The organism is Segatella maculosa DSM 19339 = JCM 15638, assembly GCF_000382385.1.
Lineage (GTDB): Bacteria > Bacteroidota > Bacteroidia > Bacteroidales > Bacteroidaceae > Prevotella > Prevotella maculosa.
Window position 1 is genome coordinate 28,374 of sequence record NZ_KB908334.1, and the last position, 20,380, is coordinate 48,753.

A 20,380-nucleotide genomic window follows, 5' to 3' on the forward strand; every position below is an offset into this window, starting at 1 on the left:
CACGAGCCGTGCGTCCCTACTCTCCAATCTCAGCCATATTGTGCGGTAAAATGGGTGAGATTGGACGCTAAAATGGGCCATATTGCACGGCAATATGGCTGAGATTGGAAAGCTGGGTGCAAGTAGTTGATTTTCAATAGCTCTTGAATGGAATTGAGAAGCGGCCCGTTTACAATCGTTTACTGCCCACTTGTCCACTCGTAACCCCGCCTGCTTGTCAACCATGTTGAGCGGACGTACGAGCCGTGCGTTCCTACATTTCCAACACACGCCACCCGTTTTTGCGGAATACATCACTTCGTTTGGCGGGAAATATCCATGATAACGGCTCCTTTTGACATTTTTTCAAGAATAAAAGAACTCAAATGTTTGGTTGTTCGGATATTTACTTTTACCTTTGCATCACATGCTTTGCGGGAATAGCTCAGTTGGTAGAGCACGACCTTGCCAAGGTCGGGGTCGCGGGTCCGAGTCCCGTTTTCCGCTCATTTCAATCATTTAGCACCCAAGCCGCAATGGTGGAATTGGTAGACACGAGGGACTTAAAATCCCTTGGCCAGTAATGGCTGTGCGGGTTCGAGTCCCGCTCGCGGCACATTTCCTTTAATTTAATTCACACTTATGCGCACAAACCACATTCTTACGCTATTCGGTTGCTCGTTGTTTCTGATGACATCGTGCTCGAAATTAGGCAAACTGTCTGCCGATAACTTTTCCGTTACGCCCAATCCGCTTGAGGTGACCGGCGGAAAGGTCACGGCTACCGTTGAAGGTCAGTTCCCCGAGAAATACATGAACAAGAAAGCCACGGTTACCGTGGTGCCCGAACTCCACTATGCGGGCGGACAAGTGGCCAAGGGGCAGCCCATGACCTTCCAAGGTGAAAAGGTTATGGGCAACAACAAAACCATTTCCTATCGTCTCGGTGGCCGTTATACGATGAAAACCACGTTCGATTACGTGCCCGCAATGCAGAAGAGCGACATGTATCTGGCCTTCGACGCCTATCTCGGTAAGTCGAAAGTCGAGGTGCCCGCGGTCAAAGTGGCTACGGGAGTGATTGCCACTGCCGAGCTTTATCGCGAGGCTATCCGGCATGAAGGAGCTTGTTTGGCCCTCGATTCGTTCCAAAGAGTGATCGATAAGAAGCAAGAGGCCAACGTGAAGTTCCTCATCAACCAAGCCAATCTGCGCAGCAGCGAACTCAAAAACAACAGTGTGCAGGAGTTCGTCAGCATGCTCAAGCGCATCAATGCCGACCGCGAAAAGCTGGCTATCAAGAATGTTGAGGTGCAAGCCTACGCTTCTCCGGAAGGCGGTTTCGCCTTTAATGACAAGTTGGCCGGCAAGCGTCAGGACGTCAGTGAGGGCTATGTGAAACAGCAACTCAAGGGAACAAAGCTCAAAACCGACATCGATGCCCACTATACGGCACAGGACTGGGAAGGCTTTATGAAGCTGGTTAAGGCCAGCAACATTCAGGATAAGGACGTTATCCTGCGTGTATTGTCGATGTATAAAGACCCGCAGGAGCGCGAACAGCAAATCCGTAACATGAGCGAAGCCTTCCGTGAGTTGGCTGATGGCATTCTTCCGGAACTCCGTCGCAGCCGTCTGATCATCAATTATCAGGTAGTTGGTCGCAGCGATGAGCAAATTCAGCAGCAGTATGCAGCCGACCCTGCGAAGCTGAGTCTTGAAGAATTGCTCTATGCAGCATCGCTCACGAATGACGTAAAGGCCAAGAAAGGCATCTATCAGAAGGCAACCGAACTTTATAACAAGGACTATCGGGCCTACAACAACCTTGCCGCATTGGCACTGAACCAAGGCGATGAGGCTACGGCCAACGCCTATTTGGAAAAGGCTTTGCGGGTCAATCGCAAGGCACCTGAGGCTTATGCCAACAAAGCTTACATCTTCTTGACTCACGGACAGGTTGACAAAGCCGAGCATGCATTGGCAGATGCCACCGAAGCTAACGGCTTTGATGAGATCCTTGGCAACTTGAATATCGCCCGAGGCAACTATGCCAACGCTACGGACGAGCTTTATAACAACAACAACAGTGCGGCCTTGGCACAGCTGCTCAACAAGAACTACGCGGCTGCCGAGCAGACATTGAAGGCCATCAAGGCCCCCAATGCACTCACGCTTTACCTCTTTGCCGTGCTCAATGCCCGGCAGGGAAAGAACAATGCAGCCGCAACCTATCTGAAAGATGCACTGCGCAAGGACCCGTCTTTGGCCGAATATGCCAAGAACGACCTTGAATTTGCCAAGGTAAATCGATGAAGAAACTCTGTTTACTGCTACTCACGCTGATTTTAGTTGCTTGTGGTACCGACCGTCATCACTTCGAAATAGACGGTAGACTCACGAACTTAAATCAGGGTGAGTTTTATGTTTACAGCCCGGATGGGGGCATCGAAGGCTTGGATACTATTAAAGTGGAGGGCGGACGCTTCTCTTATGAAATCCCATGTGAGCGGGAATGCCTGCTCGTGGTGGTCTTTCCGAACTTCTCCGAACAGCCCGTTTTTGCCCAACCCGGCAAATCCATCGACATCAAGGGAGACGCTTCGCATCTGAAAGAGCTTGAAATCACGGGCAGTGATGACAACGAACTGATGACGAAGTTCCGTCATGCGATAGCTAATGCCTCGCCTCCGGAGATTGAAAAGCATGTGGGTTTGTTCGTTTCCGACCATGCCGAGTCGCCCGTCGGCCCCTATTTGGTCAGCAAATATCTGCTGCGTAAACCGCAACCCGACTACAAACAAGCCTATCGTTTGCTCCTTTCTCTGCAGTCTCATCAGCCACGCAATGCCTATCTGAACCGGCTTTTGGTTCAGACAAAGCCCTTGACGGAAGCCTCATTCGGCACGCTTCCCGCATTCACGGCCACCGATGTCAACGGCAAGCACGTCTCTTCGGCCTCGCTTTCCTCGGCTCCCGTGGCCGTTGTTTACACGTGGGCCACGTGGAGTTATGAAAGTATTGAACTGCAACAACGCCTGAACGACCGCGCTAACAGTGCCGACGGAAAGCCCCAAGTGCTGGGGATTTGCCTCGATGCCGACCGCAAAGAGTGCCTGAAAGGGCTCGAGAACCGAGGCATCGACTGGGCTATCGTCTGCGACGAAAGGCTCTTCGAGAGTCCGTTGGTGCGCAAGTTGGGTCTTACGGCCGTGCCCGATAACCTGCTTTTGCAGCACGGACGCGTCGTGGCCCGCGGCCTTTCGACCGACGACCTGATGAACCGATTGGAGAAGATGCACTGAAAATAGACTGCTTCCCGATCTGAAAAACAACCTTAAACCACGAATACCATGCTCGTAAAAACCTATTGTGCCGCCGTAAACGGACTCGAAGTGACCACCATTACCATTGAGGTAAGCATGAATCCCGGCGTGGTTTACCACCTCACGGGACTGGGGGATAAAGCCGTACAAGAGGGCCGTGACCGCATTGCCGCAGCCCTTTTGTACTGCGGTTACAAGTTTCCGAAGGCCGATATCACCGTGAACATGGCACCGGCCGACCTGAAAAAGGAGGGCAGCAGCTTTGACCTTCCGTTGGCAATTGCCCTGCTTTCTGCCGGAGGAAGCATACAGGCAGACGGTCTTGACCGCTATATGATGGTCGGAGAGCTGGGGCTTGACGGTCGGTTGCAGCCCGTCAAAGGCGCCCTTCCCATTGCCATCAAGGCGCGGGCCGAGCATTTCAAGGGACTGATTGTGCCGAAAGACAACGTCAGAGAGGCGGCCGTGGTGAACAATCTCGAGGTCTATGGCATGGAAAGCATTGTCGATGTCATCAAGTTCCTCACGGGAACGGAGGCCTTTGCACCCGTGGTTATCGACACGCGAAAGGAGTTTTACGAGCAGCAGACACTGTTCGACTTCGACTTCAGCGATGTCCGAGGGCAGGAAAACGTGAAGCGTGCACTCGAAGTTGCAGCCGCCGGCGGGCATAACCTCATCATGGTGGGACCTCCGGGCAGCGGAAAATCGATGATGGCCAAGCGACTTCCCTCGATACTTCCGCCCCTTTCGCTCTCCGAAAGCCTTGAAACCACCCAGATACACAGCATTGCCGGCAAGTTGGGCACGGGCACTTCGCTCATCAACCAACGCCCTTTCCGCTCGCCACATCACACGATTTCCGAGGTCGCACTCGTGGGCGGAGGTGCCAATCCCATGCCGGGTGAGATATCATTGGCCCACAACGGCGTGCTCTTCTGCGACGAACTTCCCGAGTTCAACAAGCACACTTTGGAGGTACTTCGGCAGCCGTTGGAAGACAGAAAGATTACAATCAGCCGCGCAAAATACAACATTGAGTTCCCTTGTTCATTCATGTTCGTGGCCAGTATGAACCCTTGTCCGTGCGGATATTACGGCGACCCGACTCACCATTGCGTCTGTACACCGGGCCAAATCCAGCACTATATGAACAAGATTTCAGGTCCGTTGCTCGACCGTATCGACATTCAATGCGAGATAACTCCCGTACCTTTCAAGGATATCAGCAAGGTTTCGCCGGGCGAACCGAGCGAGGCTATCCGCCAACGTGTCATTCGTGCACGTGAAATCCAGACCGAACGGTTCCGCAACGTCAAGGCCGTTCACTGCAATGCCCAGATGTCCGAGCGCATGATTCACACGTATGCCGAACCCGATGAGGCCGGCATTGCCATGTTGCGTATGGCCATGGAGCGCCTATCCTTGTCGGCCCGGGCCTACAGTCGCATTCTGAAAGTGGCCCGAACCATTGCAGATTTGGCCGCTTCTCCTGCCGTCACGTCCGACCATTTGGCCGAGGCCATCAGCTATCGTCAGCTGGATAGGGGCGATTGGGCTGAAAGATAGGGACACTCGGGCTTGCAACAAGCCAACCAAAAGGCAGGAAACACCGCGCCTCCACGAATGATGTTCATTGCCTTTATATAAGGGTTTGCGAATTATCTACCCGATGATAAATATTTATCTACCCGAAGAGAAATTCGTCTCTACCCGATGAGAAATATTTATCATCGGGTAGATAATTCGATATGCCTTATATATCGAGGGTGAAAACTACGTTTATCAAGAGCGAGGATTGCGAGAGGAGTTCTGCTTGTCCGTAGCCATCATGTGCAAGGCGCTCATGGTTGGCAAACGGAGGTCCTCATTTCGGTCGGCTCGCTCGCTCAAAAAGGACGGAGGAGACGCACGGTTTGTGCGCCTCCTCCAATGATATGCCTTGCTTTGGTCCAGCCGACCGCGTATGACTTTGTCGCTTGAGCGGCCGATGATGGGCAGAACGAGGCTTGCTTTCAATGGCGTTTTGTGGGAAGATGACCGGATATCGGTTTTGACGGAAGTATAAGTTGTGCACTACGGAAGTATAAGTTGTGCCCCACGAAAGTATAAGTTGTACTCTACGGAAGTATATTCCGTGCCCGGCGCAGCTTTTTCCTCATCTCATTCGGTAGGCGTCGATGTCCACCCAGCCACCCTTCTCCTCCGTGGCATAGTTGAAGATGGCGAAACGCGTGCCCATGAAGAAGCGACGATAGTCGAACCGCATCTTGTAATTATCACCGACAGGCTGCCATCTTCGGCCGTCGAAGCTGTAGAAGAAGCGGGCCGTATCGCGACCTTTCACAAAGTCGGCCGTCATGCGCAGGTAGATGATGTTTGATTTGACGGGGATTGGCTCTTTGAGCACGAACTTACAATCGATGCCCGTAACAGTCTTAGTGTCTTCACTCAGTTGAACGCTTTCGTCTGTCAGCATAAGGTGCTTTGTTTTGTCCGCACAATAGACCGTGAGCACACCCGAATCGCCGTTGAAGGCGGCTATCCCTGCCCGGTCGCCCGGCTTCATGTGGCTCACGTCCATGCGCACATAGCCATCGCTCACGGGCCCCATGAGGCGTTGCGACAGCGTGTTCGGCGCTTCATAGAGGTCGTCGACGATGCGACTTGTCTTGAGTCGCAACCACCCCGGCCGTTCGGTCAGCGTCCAAGCCGTGTCGATGGGGTTGTGGTTCCACTGCCAGTCGAGGCTCATTCGGCCGTTGAAGTCGTCGCTGCTCACGATGCTTGTGGCGGGATATCCTTGAATGGGCTTGCGCATCACCTTGGGCACGCGTCCTTGTTCATCGCCCAACATGGGCCAACCGTCGCTCCATTGGCAGTCTTCGAGGGTCAGAACGCGACCTATTCCCCCGCGGTCTTGGAAGATTAAACCATACCAACGGCCGTCTTTAGTGTCTATGATTGTGCCCTGACCTACGCCTCCGAAGCCGTCGAAATCGGTCTCTAAGATGACCCGTTTCTCATAAGGACCGTGGATATTCGAGGCCCTGTAGCACACTTCGCGGCGTGGATGGCCCGCTATCCACGAGATCATGAGCAGATAGTATTGCCCATTGTGCTTCACCATTCGGCTGCCTTCCAAGAGTCCGTTCTCCTCTTTGTCGCGCTCGAAAAGCTTAGCGTGAGAGCCTTCCTTCACGCCTTTGAGGTCGGAAGTCAGCTCGCACAGCTCTCCCGTGGCGTAAATAACGTAGGCACGGCCGTCATCGTCGAAGAAAAGCGAGGCGTCATGGAAGTGGGGGAGGCGTGAAACGAGCGTCCATTTCCCTTCGGGTTGGGTCGCACTATAGATATAGGTGTCGCCTCCGGGACTGTCGTTGGGCGAGAAAAGTGCATAGAACTTTCCGCCATGATACTTGAGCGAAGTGGCCCATTGCCCCCGCCCATAGACGGTACCGTCCTGCATGTCGTACCTTGGAGAGTCGGTCAAGCGGTCGAAGATATAGCCAATGGTCTTCCAATTCACAAGGTCTCGCGAGTGCATGATGGGCGCTCCGGGCATCAGGTGCATCGTGGTAGTCACCATATAGAAGTCATCTCCCACGCGAATCACGTCTGGGTCGGGCACGTCGGTCCACAATACGGGGTTCGTGAAGAAGTGTGCCGTGTCGATGGTTTGCGTGGTTTCGGTCTTCATTTTAGGTCGCTTGACGGTCTTGAACGGCCGTTTTTGTGCCCCTGCATGACCCGACATGCAAGCTAATAGCATGAGGAACACGATGCTTTTGAGGTTATTTTTCATTTGCTTTTTAGGTTTTCAAAGGCAAATATACGGAATTTCTGCCGTCTGACCATGGCTTTCTGTCTTATAATCTTTGCATGGCTTGTCAAGAATTCCCAGTTGGTTGTCCGTTCATTCACCCCCGCAAGCCCCCGCTCCCCTCCCTTTGGGAAGGGTAGGGAGTGGGTATTAGAGGGGTTGGGACTGGGGTGTTTCCGCTAAAACCAGAAGCCGGCGTCGCTGTGTTTACTCTCTCCGTGCAGGTTCCACCAGAATTCAAGGACGGCAGTCTTGATGTCTTTCAAGCCGAAAGCCTCCATCAACGAGCGAATGGACACCAAATCTTTCTGCGAATAGTCCTTCTCGTCATTGCTGATTTTAGTCAGGTCGGCCTCCAAAACCTTGGATTCGAGTTCGCGTTCGTCGCTGTCCATGTAGATATTCATCGGCACTTTGATGGTCGGCATCCATGCTTCGTCGTTCCATTGTCGGCTGGTTGGTTCGCAGAAACCGCTTGCCTTGTCGTCTATGAACTTGGAGCATCGGGCACGCATCAGGCAGATTTCAAGGTCGAAACGCTTGTGGGTGCGCAGGAACTTGAAGTAACCTTTCACGCCGATGGGATTCTTTTCGCCTGTGAATTTGGCCCCGTCGAAATGGTTGGTCTTGTTCCATGGGCTCGTATCGCAGTAGAGATAGTTGAAGAATGCGGTAGAGTTCTTGTCGGTATCTTCCTTCTTTCCGCCGTATGAAGGACGGATATTGTCGACAAGGAAGAAGTGTTGATAGTGCCGATCTTCGCCATTTTCGGCGATTTGCGAGGTGATATCGTTACCCGATTTGTCGTAATAATGAATGACGAAAGCCGACACATAATGGTCTTGGTCACTGCCCATAAGGTTGACACATGGGGCATTTTGCGCGTCAGCAACCCACTTCCCGCCTTCCAAAGTGTAGGTCAGTTTGTAGTTCTTTCCCATATATTTGAGCTCTTTCGGCGTGGGGTTCTGATGGAAGGCACGCGGTCCGTGCAGGTGTCCGTTGTAGATTTCGATCACAGCTTTGGCCGGTTTGAAGAGCGAAGCATCGAGCCCTTCGTTGCCTTCTGCTTGACCATCAATTACAATGGGCAGCTTTACGTTGATGTCCCACTGCCCCGTGCTGACCAATTTTGGTGCAGGATTGTAGAAAGGAGAAGGCTTTCCGTCGGCTCCGAACTTGCTTTCAGCGGCGTGAAGCAGGTCTACTGAGAGTTCAAAACGACGGCCCGGCTTCACGAATTTAATGAACCCTTGGAAGCCCATCGGGTTGGTTTCGCCGATAAAACTGCCGTTCAACTCGTCGGCATAGCGGTAGTCATAGGGCAATTCTGCCTTGTCTGTGACACGGACGGAGCTCATCTTGCCTTCGTATTCCACCTGTTTGTACATCTGAAAGAAGTGCTGATGGATCTTATCCTGACCGAGGTTGAAGAACTGACTGTTCATCATTTCGCCCTTGTCGTTGTAGTATTCCATTTTTAAAAGGTAGACCGTGGAAGGGTTGTCCACGCTGTTCTTCACATTGAATGCCGTCGTCGGACTCGTTACGTGCCAGCCCTTGCCGGCCGTCGTCTGCCATTCTATCACCTGTGCAGGGGCAGCCGAGGCCTTGAAATCAGCCATCTTCGGCGTTGCATCAAACTTCCCGGCACCATTAAGCGTGCCTTCCTGCAACGTAAAGACGGCCCGCACGGGATCTTCGTGCAACTTGTTGTTCTTCTCATTTTCCGGCTGTTCGGGGTTGCAACCCACGATGATGCCTATCAGGAAAACACTCATGGCAAGCAAAAAGCCATTGAAAAAATTCTTTGTTTTCATCGTTTTATGTTTTAATTAAAAGTTCCATGTAATGATACAGCGTATATCTCGCCCCATGTCATGGGCGTAATAGCGGCTGCGATTGGTGTATTCTTTGTATTCGCGGTTGAAGATGTTGTCGCCCATCAGGCTCACTTTTAACGATTGTCCCTCGCTGAAAGGCACCGAAACATCGGCTTCGAAGCCCACGAGATGGTAGGCATCAGGCGTGAAAGCAACCAAATCCGTAGCGGGATTAAAGCGCGTCTGCTTGGCCACATAGCGGTGACTGATGCTGATTCTTGGCGACAGCGATCGGCAAAACGGCAGCGACCATGCCAAAGAGTGGGTCAGTCGGAAACTCGGAATGTAAGGAAGATAGTTATGGGTAGACTGCTCTTGTGCCCAAATCATAGCCGAAACAAGATGGTAGTCGAGCGACGGAACGGGCCGAATGTGGGCATCCAAGTCGATACCTCGGAAGAAAGCGCGCGTCTGTCTGTACTGAAACACGGGATAGGCACCCGACACCACGACGATATTCTTGCCCGTTGGCTGGTCATAAATATAGTTCCTTATCCACTGAAGATAGCCATCAAGCTGTACAGAACAGCGACTATCGGCATACTTTATCGATGTAATCCACTTGTAACTCTGCTCAGATCGGAGCGTTGAATCACCCTTAACAAACATGCCAGAGCTTAGTTCATTGCCGTTACTATAAAGCTCATAGACATGCGGAGCACGCCATGCTGCACCGAAATGTGATGTAAGTTTGAGGTGAGAATCAATGTGATAGTGACCCCCGATGCTGTAAGTGAAGTTCGTAAAGTTGCGCTTTCCGCCATATCGTGTGCCCGTCCAATCATAGCCATCGGCCTTGGTCTGCTGGCCATCGAGGCGCATTCCGCCTTCCAATCCCCAGCGGTCGGCCGTGTATTTCTGCAAAGCATAGAGCCCAAAAGCCACCTCTGTGTAATTGGGAATGATAGGCACCACACCCGTTCCGCGCTCATTATGGTTGTCGGTGGCAAGGAGTTGAGCACCTGCTTCACTCAGCCATCGCCGGTAAGCCTTGCTCCATGTCAGTGCATTTTGCAGTGAACGGAGGTGCAGACTGACCGTCGGAATGTCCGAATGGTTCATGCGTCGAATTCGGTTTTCGCGGCGATCGTCTTGCTGAAAGGTCGATTGCCAAGAGAAATTCCCCAAGTTCGGGTGGTCATAAAAGGCTTTGAAGAAAACCGTCTGATGGCTGATTTGCTGAAAAGGATAGCCGATGTGCCGGCTGAAGGGGGTAAAATAGACGGGCCGACCAAGCCTAATGCGCTCCTCGAGCAACTGTTCATTGCCCATCTGCGCACTCTGCATGACGCCCAGTTTCTGTGCAAACAAACTGTAACCGGCCTCAAAACGCCACGCCTGATGCCTGTAACCAAGCGTCAAAGAGAGGTCGTTCTCGCGCAAACCTGTGTTGTTCAGCAGGTAATGGGCAGTGCTTCTGTCACCTCCGTTCTCTGTGTTTGCATGCAAACGCCATGCCCAATCGCCATGCCATTTGAATGAATTTTCAACGTAACCCGACGCACCTAAACGCCTTCCATTCGTGCCATAGAGAGCCGAAAGCATGCCATGTAGACCGCTATCATAGGGCAAAGGCGACTGTTGCATGAGGATAATACCGCCAAGAGCCTCTGAGCCATACTTCACAGCTTCTGCTCCTTTTACCACTTCTATATCGCTATAGCTGTTCTTATCAACCTCCGGGGCATGGTCGGCCCCCCATTGTTGTCCCGTAAGTCGCGCCCCATTGCTCACCATAAGAATGCGGTTGCCATACATTCCATGGATAACGGGCTTCGAAACTATCGTACCTGTCTGGATAGAACTCATGCCGCTGACTCCTTCGAGCAGTGACCCAAGCGAGCGACCCATGGCACCCGTGATGGCCGTTTGGCCGATTTGACTGCCCACATGATTGGCTCCCAACACCGAACGTTGGGCGGTTACCACGACTTCATGCAGGCAAATGGAGTCGTGAACGGGCTTTTTGGGGCTCATATCTTGTGCCCCTATAGGCATACAACCGACCATATATACGCCGAAAACGGGTATCAGCCGACGGATGCCTGACTTAAAATTGAGCATCATATCTTGTAAATTTGAAATTCTGTTGCGCCTTTTCTACCCACAAAACGGTAGAAAAAGGCACCTATAAGCTACGGCATGACTGCGCACACTTGCGTCTGTGCACACCTATACCTTATTATATAAAAAGGGAATCAGCCCACCGTAGGGGGAGAATGGCTGTTGACGGACGCAACAGTCTGATAAACGATTTGTTCGGATTTGGTAGGACGAACGACCCATTTCACCACAGTAATGGGCACAAAAACGGTGGTCTTGACCGCTGCGGCTTCGTGCATCGTGAATTCACAGACGCTACAAAGCTGTCCGACGGAGGCCTGATGACCGGCCGAAACCTTTGCCTGTCCGTGGTAACTTGTGTCATGGAAATGGACAGCTTTGAGTGCAAGCACCGATGTGAACACTGCAATCAGTGTCCAAGCATAGATACATTTTATCGTTTGTCTTGCTTTCATCTCTGTCCTTATGCCTGATATCAATAGCCTAAATCACGTTGCAATCGATATATTCGCGGTAAAATTAGGCAAAAAGATGCTATCTTTCACCATGCTTTCTAAGTTTATAAGTAGATTTAACGCGCGTTAACAGGCTGTCCAGCGGTGGTGAAATGCAGGGCCATGTTACTATCACTGAATAGCCATGTCGCCCTTTTCTTCTGTTAAAATACAATAAAACCCGCCCTTTCGTCACATATGTTACCCTTCATAGGGAGCCGTTTTCCTATCTTTGCACCCAATAATAACATCTAAAAGAAACAGATTATGACACACGGACACGAAGTTCTCCACATGATGGAGGGACACAGTTACGCTTCAAAACAGGAGCTTGTTGATGCAATTATTGCCAAATTCGGGGCCGAAGAACGCTTCTGCACGTGCTCTGCAGAGGACCTTGACGCTGCCGAACTCGTTAATTTCTTGGCCGATCGCGATAAGTTCATGTCCACGCCTGACGGAGGTTTCACGGTGAATTTGGGGCGCATGTGTAACCATTAAAGCTGCGAAGGAAGACCTTATGGGAAAGAAACTCGATTTAAGTAGGTCGGTCTACGACCTCACGAAGCAATATCCGGAACTCATCGACATCATGGTGGGCCTCGGATTCAGCGACATCACGAAGAAGTTCTTGCTCAACTCGGTAGGCAAACTGGTCACGATTCCCAAGGGAGCTGCCATGCGTGGCATCGATATGACAACCATTGTGACGACCTTGATGGCCCATGGTTTCGAGTTGGAAGGCGAGGCTCCGCAGTCTGCATCGCCCGTATCGGCCCCCGAAGAGACCCATGCCGACCGCACAAATCGCCTGAAAAGCTATTTAAAACGGCTTGGCGAGGGCGAAGACTTGGAGCAGGTGCGCAAGGAATTTGCCGAGAACTTCAGTCAGGTTGAGGCTTCTGAGATTATGCAGGCCGAGCAGGAACTGATGGCAGAAGGTGTTCCTTTGGAAGAGGTGCAGCGACTTTGCGACGTTCATTCGGGTCTTTTCCATGGTGCAACAGGCGAAGAACAAACTTCCGGGAGCCATAGTGGAGCCGGACATGCGCACAATCACGACGCTATCCACGCCATGGCCGAGGCCAACAGTGGGCGGGCGGCCGACCTGTCACGTATCGATGGGCATCCCATTCAGACCCTCATGCGCGAGAACGCGGCTATGGAAGCGTTGCTCAACGAGGCATTCGGTCTCGAAGACCGTGAGCAAGTGGCCGCATTGTTGCCGCGATTGCGCGAGATAGCCATTCATTATGCCAAGAAAGGTGACCTGCTTTATCCGCATCTAAAGGTGAAATATGACATCAGTGGCCCCTCACAAGTGATGTGGACCATCGATGATGAGATACGCAACGAGATGGGAATTCTTGCGCGAAAGTCGGTGCATGACGAGCTATGGTGGGGCAGATTGCAGGCTGTTCTGACCCGTGCAAAGGAGATGATTTATAAGGAGAACAACATTCTGTTGCCCATTTGCGCGGCCAACTTCACGCAGGCGGAGTGGCAACATATCTATCGCGACGGCAAGGATTATGCGGTTTGCCTCGGTGTGGAGCCGCTCGTGTGGGCCGAAGCCGAGCGTAATGAGACGCCAAATGGCCGAGAAGGCGAGATAGTTATGCCCGGTGGACACCTCACTTTGGCCCAATTGACGGCCATGCTCAACACGATTCCGCTCGAAATAACCTTTGTTGATGCCGACAACATCAACCGTTATTTCAACGAAGGTCCCAAGGTTTTGAAACGTCCTTCAATGGCTATTGACCGCGAAGTCTTTAGTTGTCATCCGCCAAAGATAGAGCCTATGGTGCGTAGCATCATTGACGATTTGCGGTCGGGTAAGCGCGATCAGGTGCAGATGTGGATGGAGAAGCTGGGCCGAACGATGCTCGTTAACTACATGGCTGTGCGCGATAAGGCCGGAAACTACGTGGGAACGGTCGAAGTGGTGCAGGATATGGAGTTCGCCAAGCAGCATTTTTTAAGATAAGTGCATGGCATTCGGGCGTCCGCTCACATGGGAATGAGCGTCCGTATACACGGTTGCAGGAGCAAACGCACGTGTTTGTTGGAGCGGACGCACGAACCGTGCGTCCCTACATAAGTTCGAGCGGTTCGTCATCTCGGGCGCAGTGATAACCAACGACTTACACTTTGCGTTTCAATCTCACCCATTTTGCACGGTAATCTCACCCATTTCGCCGTGCAATATGGCCCATTTTACCGTGCAATATGGCTGATATGAAAAACCGATATGACCGTTTTTCCTGTTTTGCATGCGTTTATTTGCAGGTGAAGTTTTTTTTGTTTATCTTTGCCACACAGCTGAGATACCTATAGAAACTTCAAACAATCGATACATGAATAAGAATTTTTTGATGGTAATGCTTGCTTTGGCAGGCTTCTTATGCAGCCGGGCCCAGCAGCAACCTACGTTCACCGAGTGGCACGACTGCGCCGTTAACGAGGTGAACCGCTTTCCGTTGCACACGAGTTTCTTTGCTTTCGAAACCAAAGACAAGGCGTTGAAGGGCGACAAAACCCTTTCTGACAACTATCTTTCGCTCGAAGGAGACTGGAAGTTCCGCTGGGTGGCCAATGCCGATGAGCGACCTACCGACTTTTTTCGGCCTGCGTTCGACGATGCTTCGTGGGGACGGATGGCCGTTCCGGCTTGTTGGGAACTCAACGGTTATGGCGACCCGGTCTATCTGAATATAGGCTTCGCTTGGCGCGGCCATTTCAAGGACAATCCCCCCGAAGTTCCCGTGAAAGACAACCATGTGGGCAGCTATCGCCGTGTGATTACGCTCCCGAATACATGGAACGGTCGGCAGATTATAGCACATTTCGGTTCGGTTACGTCGAACATGTATCTCTGGGTCAACGGACAATATGTTGGTTACACTGAAGACAGCAAGGTAGCTGCCGAGTTTGACATCACGAAATACTTGAAACCGGGCGAGAACCTCATTGCTTTTCAAACGTTCCGTTGGTGCGATGGCTCTTATAGTGAGGACCAAGACTTTTGGCGTTTGAGCGGAGTTGCGCGCGAATGCTACCTTTATTCACGCGACAATAACGTGCATATTGATGACTTACGCATTACACCTGACCTCACAAACCAATACACAGATGGCGACGCAATGATTGCCGTTACGGCGAAAGGTAACCCGATTATCGACTTTGAACTGCTGAATGCAAATGGCATTGCAGTGGTGAAAACCGAGTCAAACTTCAAGGGACGACAAAGAGGCAACGTGCATTTTGTGGTACGAAACGTGAAGAAATGGACGGCAGAGACACCTTATTTATATACGCTGGTGGCTACGGTGAAAAACCAAAAGCGCCAGATAAAGGAGGTTATCACACAGAAAGTGGGCTTCCGAAAGGTTGAAATCAAGAATTCACAGCTGCTGGTTAACGGTCAGCCGATACTCGTCAAAGGAGCCGACCGCCACGAGATGGACCCCGATGGAGGCTACGTTGTGAGCACTGAACGCATGATACAAGACATCAAAATCATGAAACGTCTGAACATCAATGCCGTCAGAACGTGTCACTATCCCGATGATCCACGCTGGTATGACCTGTGTGATGAGTATGGACTTTACGTGGTTTCAGAGTCTAATCAAGAGAGTCATGGCTTTGGCTATGGCAAGGATTCGAAGATGACCGACCCGATGTTTGCCACGCCCGTCATGGAGCGTAATCAGCATAACGTGTCGATGCACTTCAATCACCCCAGCATTATCGTGTGGAGTTTGGGCAATGAAAGCAAGCATTGCGACCACTTTGTGAAGGCCTACGCATGGGTAAAGCAACAAGATCCGTCGCGTCCTGTGCAATATGAACGGGCCATTTGGGGTGGCGAAAAGGCTTCGGATATCTTCTGTCCGATGTATTATTCGGTGAAAGAGTGTGAGAGGTACTGCCTTGATTCTACGAAAACCATGCCGCTTATTCAATGCGAATACAATCACACAATGGGTAATTCTGGAGGCAATCTTGCGGAATATTGGCAGCTTGTTCGACGCTATCCGAAGTTCCAAGGAGGCTTCGATTGGGACTTTGTTGACCAAGGATTGCACCGCAAACCCGACTATAAAGCGGGTCGAATGTTGGCAGATTACGAGGCAAAAGCAGCTTCGTTGGAGCCCGGAACAGGCAATCAAGAGGAGTATTGTTACGGTGGTGACTACAACAACTACGACCCATCAGACAACAACTTCAACTGCAATGGCATCATAGGTCCCGACCGTCAGCTCAATCCTCACGCCTATGAAGTGGCTTATCAGTATCAAGATATATGGACAGAGCCTGTAGACTTGGATGCCGGAAAGATACGAATCAAGAACGAATACTTCTTCCGTGACCTCAGCAACTACCGCTTGAAGTGGACTGCTTTGGATGAATACGGACAGGAACTTGCATCAGGAAACATTGAAGAATTGAATGTTCAGCCACAGCAAACAGTTGAAATTCAGTTGCCATTCGATGAAAAGTCAAGCCGATTGATGTATCTGAATGTAGACTATCAACTGAAAGAAGCCGAGCCACTCATGGCTAAAGGACAGGTTGTTGCACATCAACAATTCATGTCAGATGCCCTTGTTGAACATGCCATGTACGAGCCGTTACCCGTGAAGGTGAAGATCATCGACAAAAAGAACGAGTCTACGCTCCGCATTGTTGGGAAAGACTTCCAACTCGGCTTCGACCGTGCGACAGGATGGCTGACACAATACGAAGCGGCAGGCAACAAGCTGATTGCCGACGGCGGAAGTTTGAAGGCAAACTTCTGGCGTGCCGTCACAGATAACGATATGGGCGCGGAATTCCAAAAGAAGTTGGCTGCTTGGTGCAGTCCCGAAATGAATCTTTTGTCGCTGACCACGCAAATGGTTAAGCGTGGCAAGGGCGTTGAAGACCCGGTTGTCACCGCAATATACGACATGCCGGCCGTGAAAGCGCAGCTGAAACTGACCTATACCGTCTTCGCTGGCGGCGAACTGAACGTAAGAATGCAGCTTATAACCGACAAAGAGGCGAAAGTCAGCGACATGTTGCGCTTCGGAATGGTGATGCAGCTTCCCTACGACATGGAGCAGAGCCGCTATTTCGGCCGTGGCCCGATAGAGAACTACAGCGACCGCAAGGCATTTGCACGTATCGGCATCTATAAGCAAACAGCCGACCAACAGTTCTTCCCTTACATCCGTCCACAGGAGACTGGCACGAAACAAGACATCAAGTGGTGGCAGCAAACCAATGCCTCGGGCACGGGAATTGAAATCCATGGCCTGTCGGGCGACCTCTCCATGTCTGCTCTCCACTACGCCATTGCCGACCTCGACGAAGGACAGAAGAAGCACCAACGCCACAGCTATCAAGTGCCTAAGTCGCCATTTACCAACCTTTGTATAGACAAAGAACAGTGCGGATTGGGCGGAACCGACAGCTGGGGCTCGTGGCCTTTGAGGCCCTACCGCCTTTCTTATAAAGACCGCAGCTTTGAGTTCTTGCTGCGTCCCCGTGTAGAATAACTCCGAATATCCACCTTTTAACTCATAAAATCCACCTCCTTGGGGGTGGATTTCCTTATTTTTGCAAGCATAACACCGTTTCTTTAACAACAACCTCAAATGAAGACAAAGAAAATCTTGACAACTTTACTATTGACGGCACTGGCCGCAGTAGGCGTCAACGCGCAACATCAGTTTACCATCAACACGAAACCCGGGCCGATGATACAGCCCACGATGTACGGTATCTTCTTCGAAGACATCAACTTCGGGGCAGACGGCGGCCTTTATGCCGAGATGGTGGAGAACCGTTCGTTTGAGTTCCCCGACCGACTGATGGGTTGGAACACTTTCGGCGACGTCACCGTGAGCGACTTGAAACCCGCTTTCGACCGCAACCCCCATTACGTCACGCTTGCTCCTTCAGGACACCGCGAGAAACAAACGGGACTTGAGAACCGAGGTTTCTTCGGTATGGGACTCAAAAAAGATATGTGTTACGACTTCACGGTCTACGCTCGTTTGCACACCTTGCAAGGTAAAGAGGCAAAGTTCCGCATAGAACTTGTCGACGAAGGCAACCAACCCATCTGCCGCGACACCATCACCGTGACAAACAACAAATGGCAGAAGCACACGGCAACGCTCATATCCAAGAAAACCGTTGAGAAAGGCTTGCTGCGTATCTTCCTCATGCCCGGAGAGTCGGTCGATATCGACCACGTGAGCCTGATACCCGAAGACAATTGGCACGGCATGCGCGCCGACCTTGTGAAAGACTTGGCCGACCTGCACCCCGGCATCTTCCGTTTCCCGGGCGGTTGCATCGTCGAAGGCACCGACCTCGCCACGCGCTATCAATGGAAGAACACCGTCGGACCCGCAGAAAACCGCCCCTTGAACGAGAACCGTTGGAATTATACCTTCCCCCATCGCCTGTTCCCCAACTACTATCAGACGCTCGGTTTAGGCTTCTACGAGTTCTTCCTCCTTGCCGAAAGAATCGGAGCCGAGCCGCTTCCGGTCTTGAGTTGCGGCCTTGCCTGCCAGTTTCAGAACGCCGATAACGATAAGAACGCACATGTTGCCGTGGACGACCTGCAGCCTTACATCGACGATGCACTCGACCTCATCGACTTTGCCAACGGTCCCGTCACAAGCAAATGGGGCAGTCTTCGCGCCGAAATGGGGCATCCCGCTCCCTTCAACCTCAAACAAATCGGCATAGGCAACGAGCAATGGGGACCGCTTTACCCCGAACGGCTCGAACGCTTTGTGAAACAGCTCCGCGCAAAGTATCCCGACATCAAGATATGCGGCTCGTCAGGTCCTTCGGCAAGCGGAAAAGACTTCGACTATGGCTGGGAACAGATGCGCAGGCTCAACGTCGACCTCGTAGACGAGCACTATTACATGCCGCCCGAATGGTTCTTGAACAACGCCTCCCGTTACGACGCCTACGACCGCAAGGGCCCAAAGGTCTTCGCAGGCGAATATGCCGCCCACGTTCCCCGGCTCGGCAAGCAACCCACTGTGGCCATGAACAACTTCGAGGCCGCACTTGCCGAAGCAGCATTCATGACCGGCCTCGAACGCAACGCCGATATAGTCCATCAGGCCACCTATGCGCCCCTCTTCGCCCACGTCGACGGCTGGCAATGGCGCCCCGACCTCATCTGGTTCAACAACCTCGAGAGCGTCCGCACGGTCAATTGGTACGTCCAGATGCTCTATGCCACGAACCGAGGCACGCATATTCTGAACCTCACCGAAGGAGGAAAACCCGTCGAAGGCCATGAAAAGCTCTACGCCTCGGCCGCATACGACAAGACAACGAAAGGCTACATCGTGAAGATAGTCAATGCAGGCGACAAGGAACAGCGCGTCGACATCACCTTTACGAACCTGAAACGTCTCGGCAAAGGCCGTCTCACCACGCTCCACAGCAGCGACCCCCGCGCAACGAACACGCTCGACAACAAAACCCGCATCGTGCCGCAAACCACCGACATCGAGGCCTCCGGCAACGTACTCCATGCGACGATACCGGCAAAAACCTTCGCCGTCTACAGGTTCTGAAACCGCCCTCCGACAGCATTCCGCCAAACACAAACTGCCCATCTCCCGACGCTCGTCCGGTTGATGGGCAGCTTTTTTCCGCCTTGCGCAGCGCACGGAAGCCTAAGCCTTCCCGTCCACGAACACTTTTCTATAAGGCGAACCCACATTCCGCAGCCGTCCTTCGGCCTCAAGTCGGCGTGCAAGCCGATAAGCCACAGTCGACGAGAGGTGTAACTCGGCCCGAAGGTCGCCCACAAAGATACAGACCGACTCGGCAAAAAGCCTTTTGAGCGCAGCCTCTACCTCTGCTTCCGTGGGCAAGGCGTGCGGTTTCGTCCGATAAGTCACGTTCTCAAAGCTTGTCTCCCGCAGCGTTCTCATCAGCCCTTTCTCAGGCCTGAAGTTCACTGTCCGCACGTAAGGGTTGCGCAATCTGAACTTGTGCGTCTTCGGATTTTCGTAGAGTTCGCCCTTCACCGCCAGCGAGAAGTAGCCCAGTCCGGGCAGATACACGCGGTTGCCCTGCATCAGCTGCTCGCCCAGCTCATACGTCAAGGCATCGAGCGTGCCCACGATGTCGGCCACGGTCATTGCCGTAGCCTTTTCAATTAGTCGGGCTATCCGTTTGAGCCCCACCGTTTCATGCTCTTTAATCACGGCCCGGAAAGCTCTGCTGTGCGCAATCCGCCCGTTTGTCTTCAATAGTTTGTAAGGTACTGCCATAGTCTTCTGTTTGATGAAAGCTTGTTTATGATTATTCCTTTAGGGAGGAAACACATTTCTCTTAGGGTCTCCTATCCTTTTCCTTCTATCTCCGTTGAATTATCTCCGTGGAGAAAAATATTTATCTGTATGGAGATAAGAAGTTTTCTCTGTAGAGAAAAATATTTTTCTCCACGGAGATAAATTATTTTCTCTATTGCAAAGATAATTAAAGTTACGTAAGAAACAAAATGATTCGCCTTTAATCTTCTTTTTATTCTGCTTTAATATTTCCAAAGAGTGGGGGAAACGGTCCGTTCGGAAAGGCGAACAGCGTGTGCATTCACACGTAGTTGTGGGACGATGCGGCTTAAAACCTACTCGGAGCAGGGGCGAACGGCGCATGCGTCCGCTCGGATTGCCCGTTTATTCGGCAACCTTTACGCGTCGACCGTGTTGAGCGGACGCACGGACCGTGCGTCCCTACATGCAAAAAGCGGGGAGAAGTAGGCGCTCGGTATTG

The 20,380-nt window shown here is 51.9% G+C and carries 13 protein-coding genes and 2 tRNA genes; 9 read left to right on the forward strand and 6 right to left on the reverse strand.

Features of this window, described 5'->3' with window-relative positions; all coding sequences use genetic code 11:
* The first annotated feature begins 413 nt into the window (after nt 1-413).
* The 5 genes from H164_RS0111195 to H164_RS0111215 all read left to right on the forward strand — a co-directional run bounded on the left by H164_RS0111195 (nt 414) and on the right by H164_RS0111215 (nt 4,874).
* Nucleotides 414-486, forward strand: a tRNA-Gly gene (locus H164_RS0111195).
* 23 nt (nt 487-509) lie between these two features.
* Nucleotides 510-595: transfer RNA gene (locus tag H164_RS0111200), tRNA-Leu, on the forward strand.
* A 26-nt stretch (nt 596-621) separates the two neighbouring features.
* Entirely contained in the window at nt 622-2,295 is a 1,674-nt protein-coding gene (locus H164_RS0111205) for a tetratricopeptide repeat protein (protein ID WP_019968701.1), read from the forward strand.
* Nucleotides 2,292-3,284, forward strand: coding sequence for a DUF4369 domain-containing protein (locus H164_RS0111210; protein ID WP_019968702.1), 993 nt, complete (start codon nt 2,292-2,294; stop codon nt 3,282-3,284). Before H164_RS0111205 ends, H164_RS0111210 begins: the two co-directional genes overlap by 4 nt.
* A 48-nt stretch (nt 3,285-3,332) precedes the next feature.
* Entirely contained in the window at nt 3,333-4,874 is a 1,542-nt protein-coding gene (locus H164_RS0111215; RefSeq protein ID WP_019968703.1) for a YifB family Mg chelatase-like AAA ATPase, read from the forward strand.
* Between the two features lie 216 nt (nt 4,875-5,090).
* On the opposite strand, the gene H164_RS15600 is transcribed toward H164_RS0111215, so the two are convergent.
* From H164_RS15600 to H164_RS0111235, 5 genes are all read right to left on the reverse strand, one after another.
* Nucleotides 5,091-5,324 carry a hypothetical protein gene (locus H164_RS15600; protein WP_154652153.1) on the reverse strand — a complete coding sequence of 78 codons (234 nt, stop codon included), beginning with the start codon at nt 5,322-5,324 and terminating at the stop codon, nt 5,091-5,093.
* Nucleotides 5,325-5,463: 139 nt separating this feature from the next.
* Nucleotides 5,464-7,110: a glycoside hydrolase family 43 protein gene (locus H164_RS0111220; RefSeq protein WP_019968704.1), complete on the reverse strand. Its 1,647-nt coding sequence runs from the start codon at nt 7,108-7,110 to the stop codon at nt 5,464-5,466.
* A 197-nt stretch (nt 7,111-7,307) separates the two neighbouring features.
* Nucleotides 7,308-8,948, reverse strand: a complete 1,641-nt coding sequence (locus H164_RS0111225) for a hypothetical protein (protein WP_019968705.1) — start codon at nt 8,946-8,948, stop codon at nt 7,308-7,310.
* 15 nt (nt 8,949-8,963) lie between these two features.
* On the reverse strand, nt 8,964-11,078 hold the full coding sequence (locus tag H164_RS0111230; protein ID WP_019968706.1) for a TonB-dependent receptor: 2,115 nt from the start codon (nt 11,076-11,078) through the stop codon (nt 8,964-8,966).
* A gap of 131 nt (nt 11,079-11,209) precedes the next feature.
* Entirely contained in the window at nt 11,210-11,530 is a 321-nt protein-coding gene (locus tag H164_RS0111235; RefSeq protein ID WP_019968707.1) for a hypothetical protein, read from the reverse strand.
* 306 nt (nt 11,531-11,836) lie between these two features.
* Here H164_RS0111235 and H164_RS0111240 point away from each other — a divergent pair, with 306 nt between their 5' ends.
* The 4 genes from H164_RS0111240 to H164_RS0111255 all read left to right on the forward strand — a co-directional run bounded on the left by H164_RS0111240 (nt 11,837) and on the right by H164_RS0111255 (nt 19,173).
* Nucleotides 11,837-12,070 carry a YecH family metal-binding protein gene (locus H164_RS0111240; RefSeq protein ID WP_019968708.1) on the forward strand — a complete coding sequence of 78 codons (234 nt, stop codon included), beginning with the start codon at nt 11,837-11,839 and terminating at the stop codon, nt 12,068-12,070.
* 19 nt (nt 12,071-12,089) lie between these two features.
* Complete coding sequence (locus tag H164_RS0111245) at nt 12,090-13,559, forward strand: DUF438 domain-containing protein (protein ID WP_019968709.1); 1,470 nt, start codon at nt 12,090-12,092, stop codon at nt 13,557-13,559.
* Between the two features lie 370 nt (nt 13,560-13,929).
* On the forward strand, nt 13,930-17,115 hold the full coding sequence (locus H164_RS0111250; RefSeq protein ID WP_026356350.1) for a glycoside hydrolase family 2 TIM barrel-domain containing protein: 3,186 nt from the start codon (nt 13,930-13,932) through the stop codon (nt 17,113-17,115).
* Nucleotides 17,116-17,214: 99 nt separating this feature from the next.
* Nucleotides 17,215-19,173, forward strand: a complete 1,959-nt coding sequence (locus H164_RS0111255; protein ID WP_019968711.1) for an alpha-L-arabinofuranosidase C-terminal domain-containing protein — start codon at nt 17,215-17,217, stop codon at nt 19,171-19,173.
* A gap of 102 nt (nt 19,174-19,275) precedes the next feature.
* Here H164_RS0111255 and H164_RS0111260 read toward each other — a convergent pair whose 3' ends face one another.
* Nucleotides 19,276-19,878, reverse strand: coding sequence for an HU family DNA-binding protein (locus H164_RS0111260; RefSeq protein ID WP_019968712.1), 603 nt, complete (start codon nt 19,876-19,878; stop codon nt 19,276-19,278).
* Nucleotides 19,879-20,380 lie beyond the last annotated feature (502 nt).

Coding starts and splice junctions, on each gene's coding strand:
- H164_RS0111210 (WP_019968702.1), top strand. CDS start 2,292: ATGAAGAAACTCTGTTTACTGCTACTCACGCTGATTTTAGTTGCTTGT.
- H164_RS0111225 (WP_019968705.1), bottom strand. CDS start 8,948: ATGAAAACAAAGAATTTTTTCAATGGCTTTTTGCTTGCCATGAGTGTT.
- H164_RS0111240 (WP_019968708.1), top strand. CDS start 11,837: ATGACACACGGACACGAAGTTCTCCACATGATGGAGGGACACAGTTAC.
- H164_RS0111215 (WP_019968703.1), top strand. CDS start 3,333: ATGCTCGTAAAAACCTATTGTGCCGCCGTAAACGGACTCGAAGTGACC.
- H164_RS0111230 (WP_019968706.1), bottom strand. CDS start 11,078: ATGATGCTCAATTTTAAGTCAGGCATCCGTCGGCTGATACCCGTTTTC.
- H164_RS0111255 (WP_019968711.1), top strand. CDS start 17,215: ATGAAGACAAAGAAAATCTTGACAACTTTACTATTGACGGCACTGGCC.
- H164_RS0111245 (WP_019968709.1), top strand. CDS start 12,090: ATGGGAAAGAAACTCGATTTAAGTAGGTCGGTCTACGACCTCACGAAG.
- H164_RS0111250 (WP_026356350.1), top strand. CDS start 13,930: ATGAATAAGAATTTTTTGATGGTAATGCTTGCTTTGGCAGGCTTCTTA.
- H164_RS0111260 (WP_019968712.1), bottom strand. CDS start 19,878: ATGGCAGTACCTTACAAACTATTGAAGACAAACGGGCGGATTGCGCAC.
- H164_RS0111220 (WP_019968704.1), bottom strand. CDS start 7,110: ATGAAAAATAACCTCAAAAGCATCGTGTTCCTCATGCTATTAGCTTGC.
- H164_RS0111235 (WP_019968707.1), bottom strand. CDS start 11,530: ATGAAAGCAAGACAAACGATAAAATGTATCTATGCTTGGACACTGATT.
- H164_RS0111205 (WP_019968701.1), top strand. CDS start 622: ATGCGCACAAACCACATTCTTACGCTATTCGGTTGCTCGTTGTTTCTG.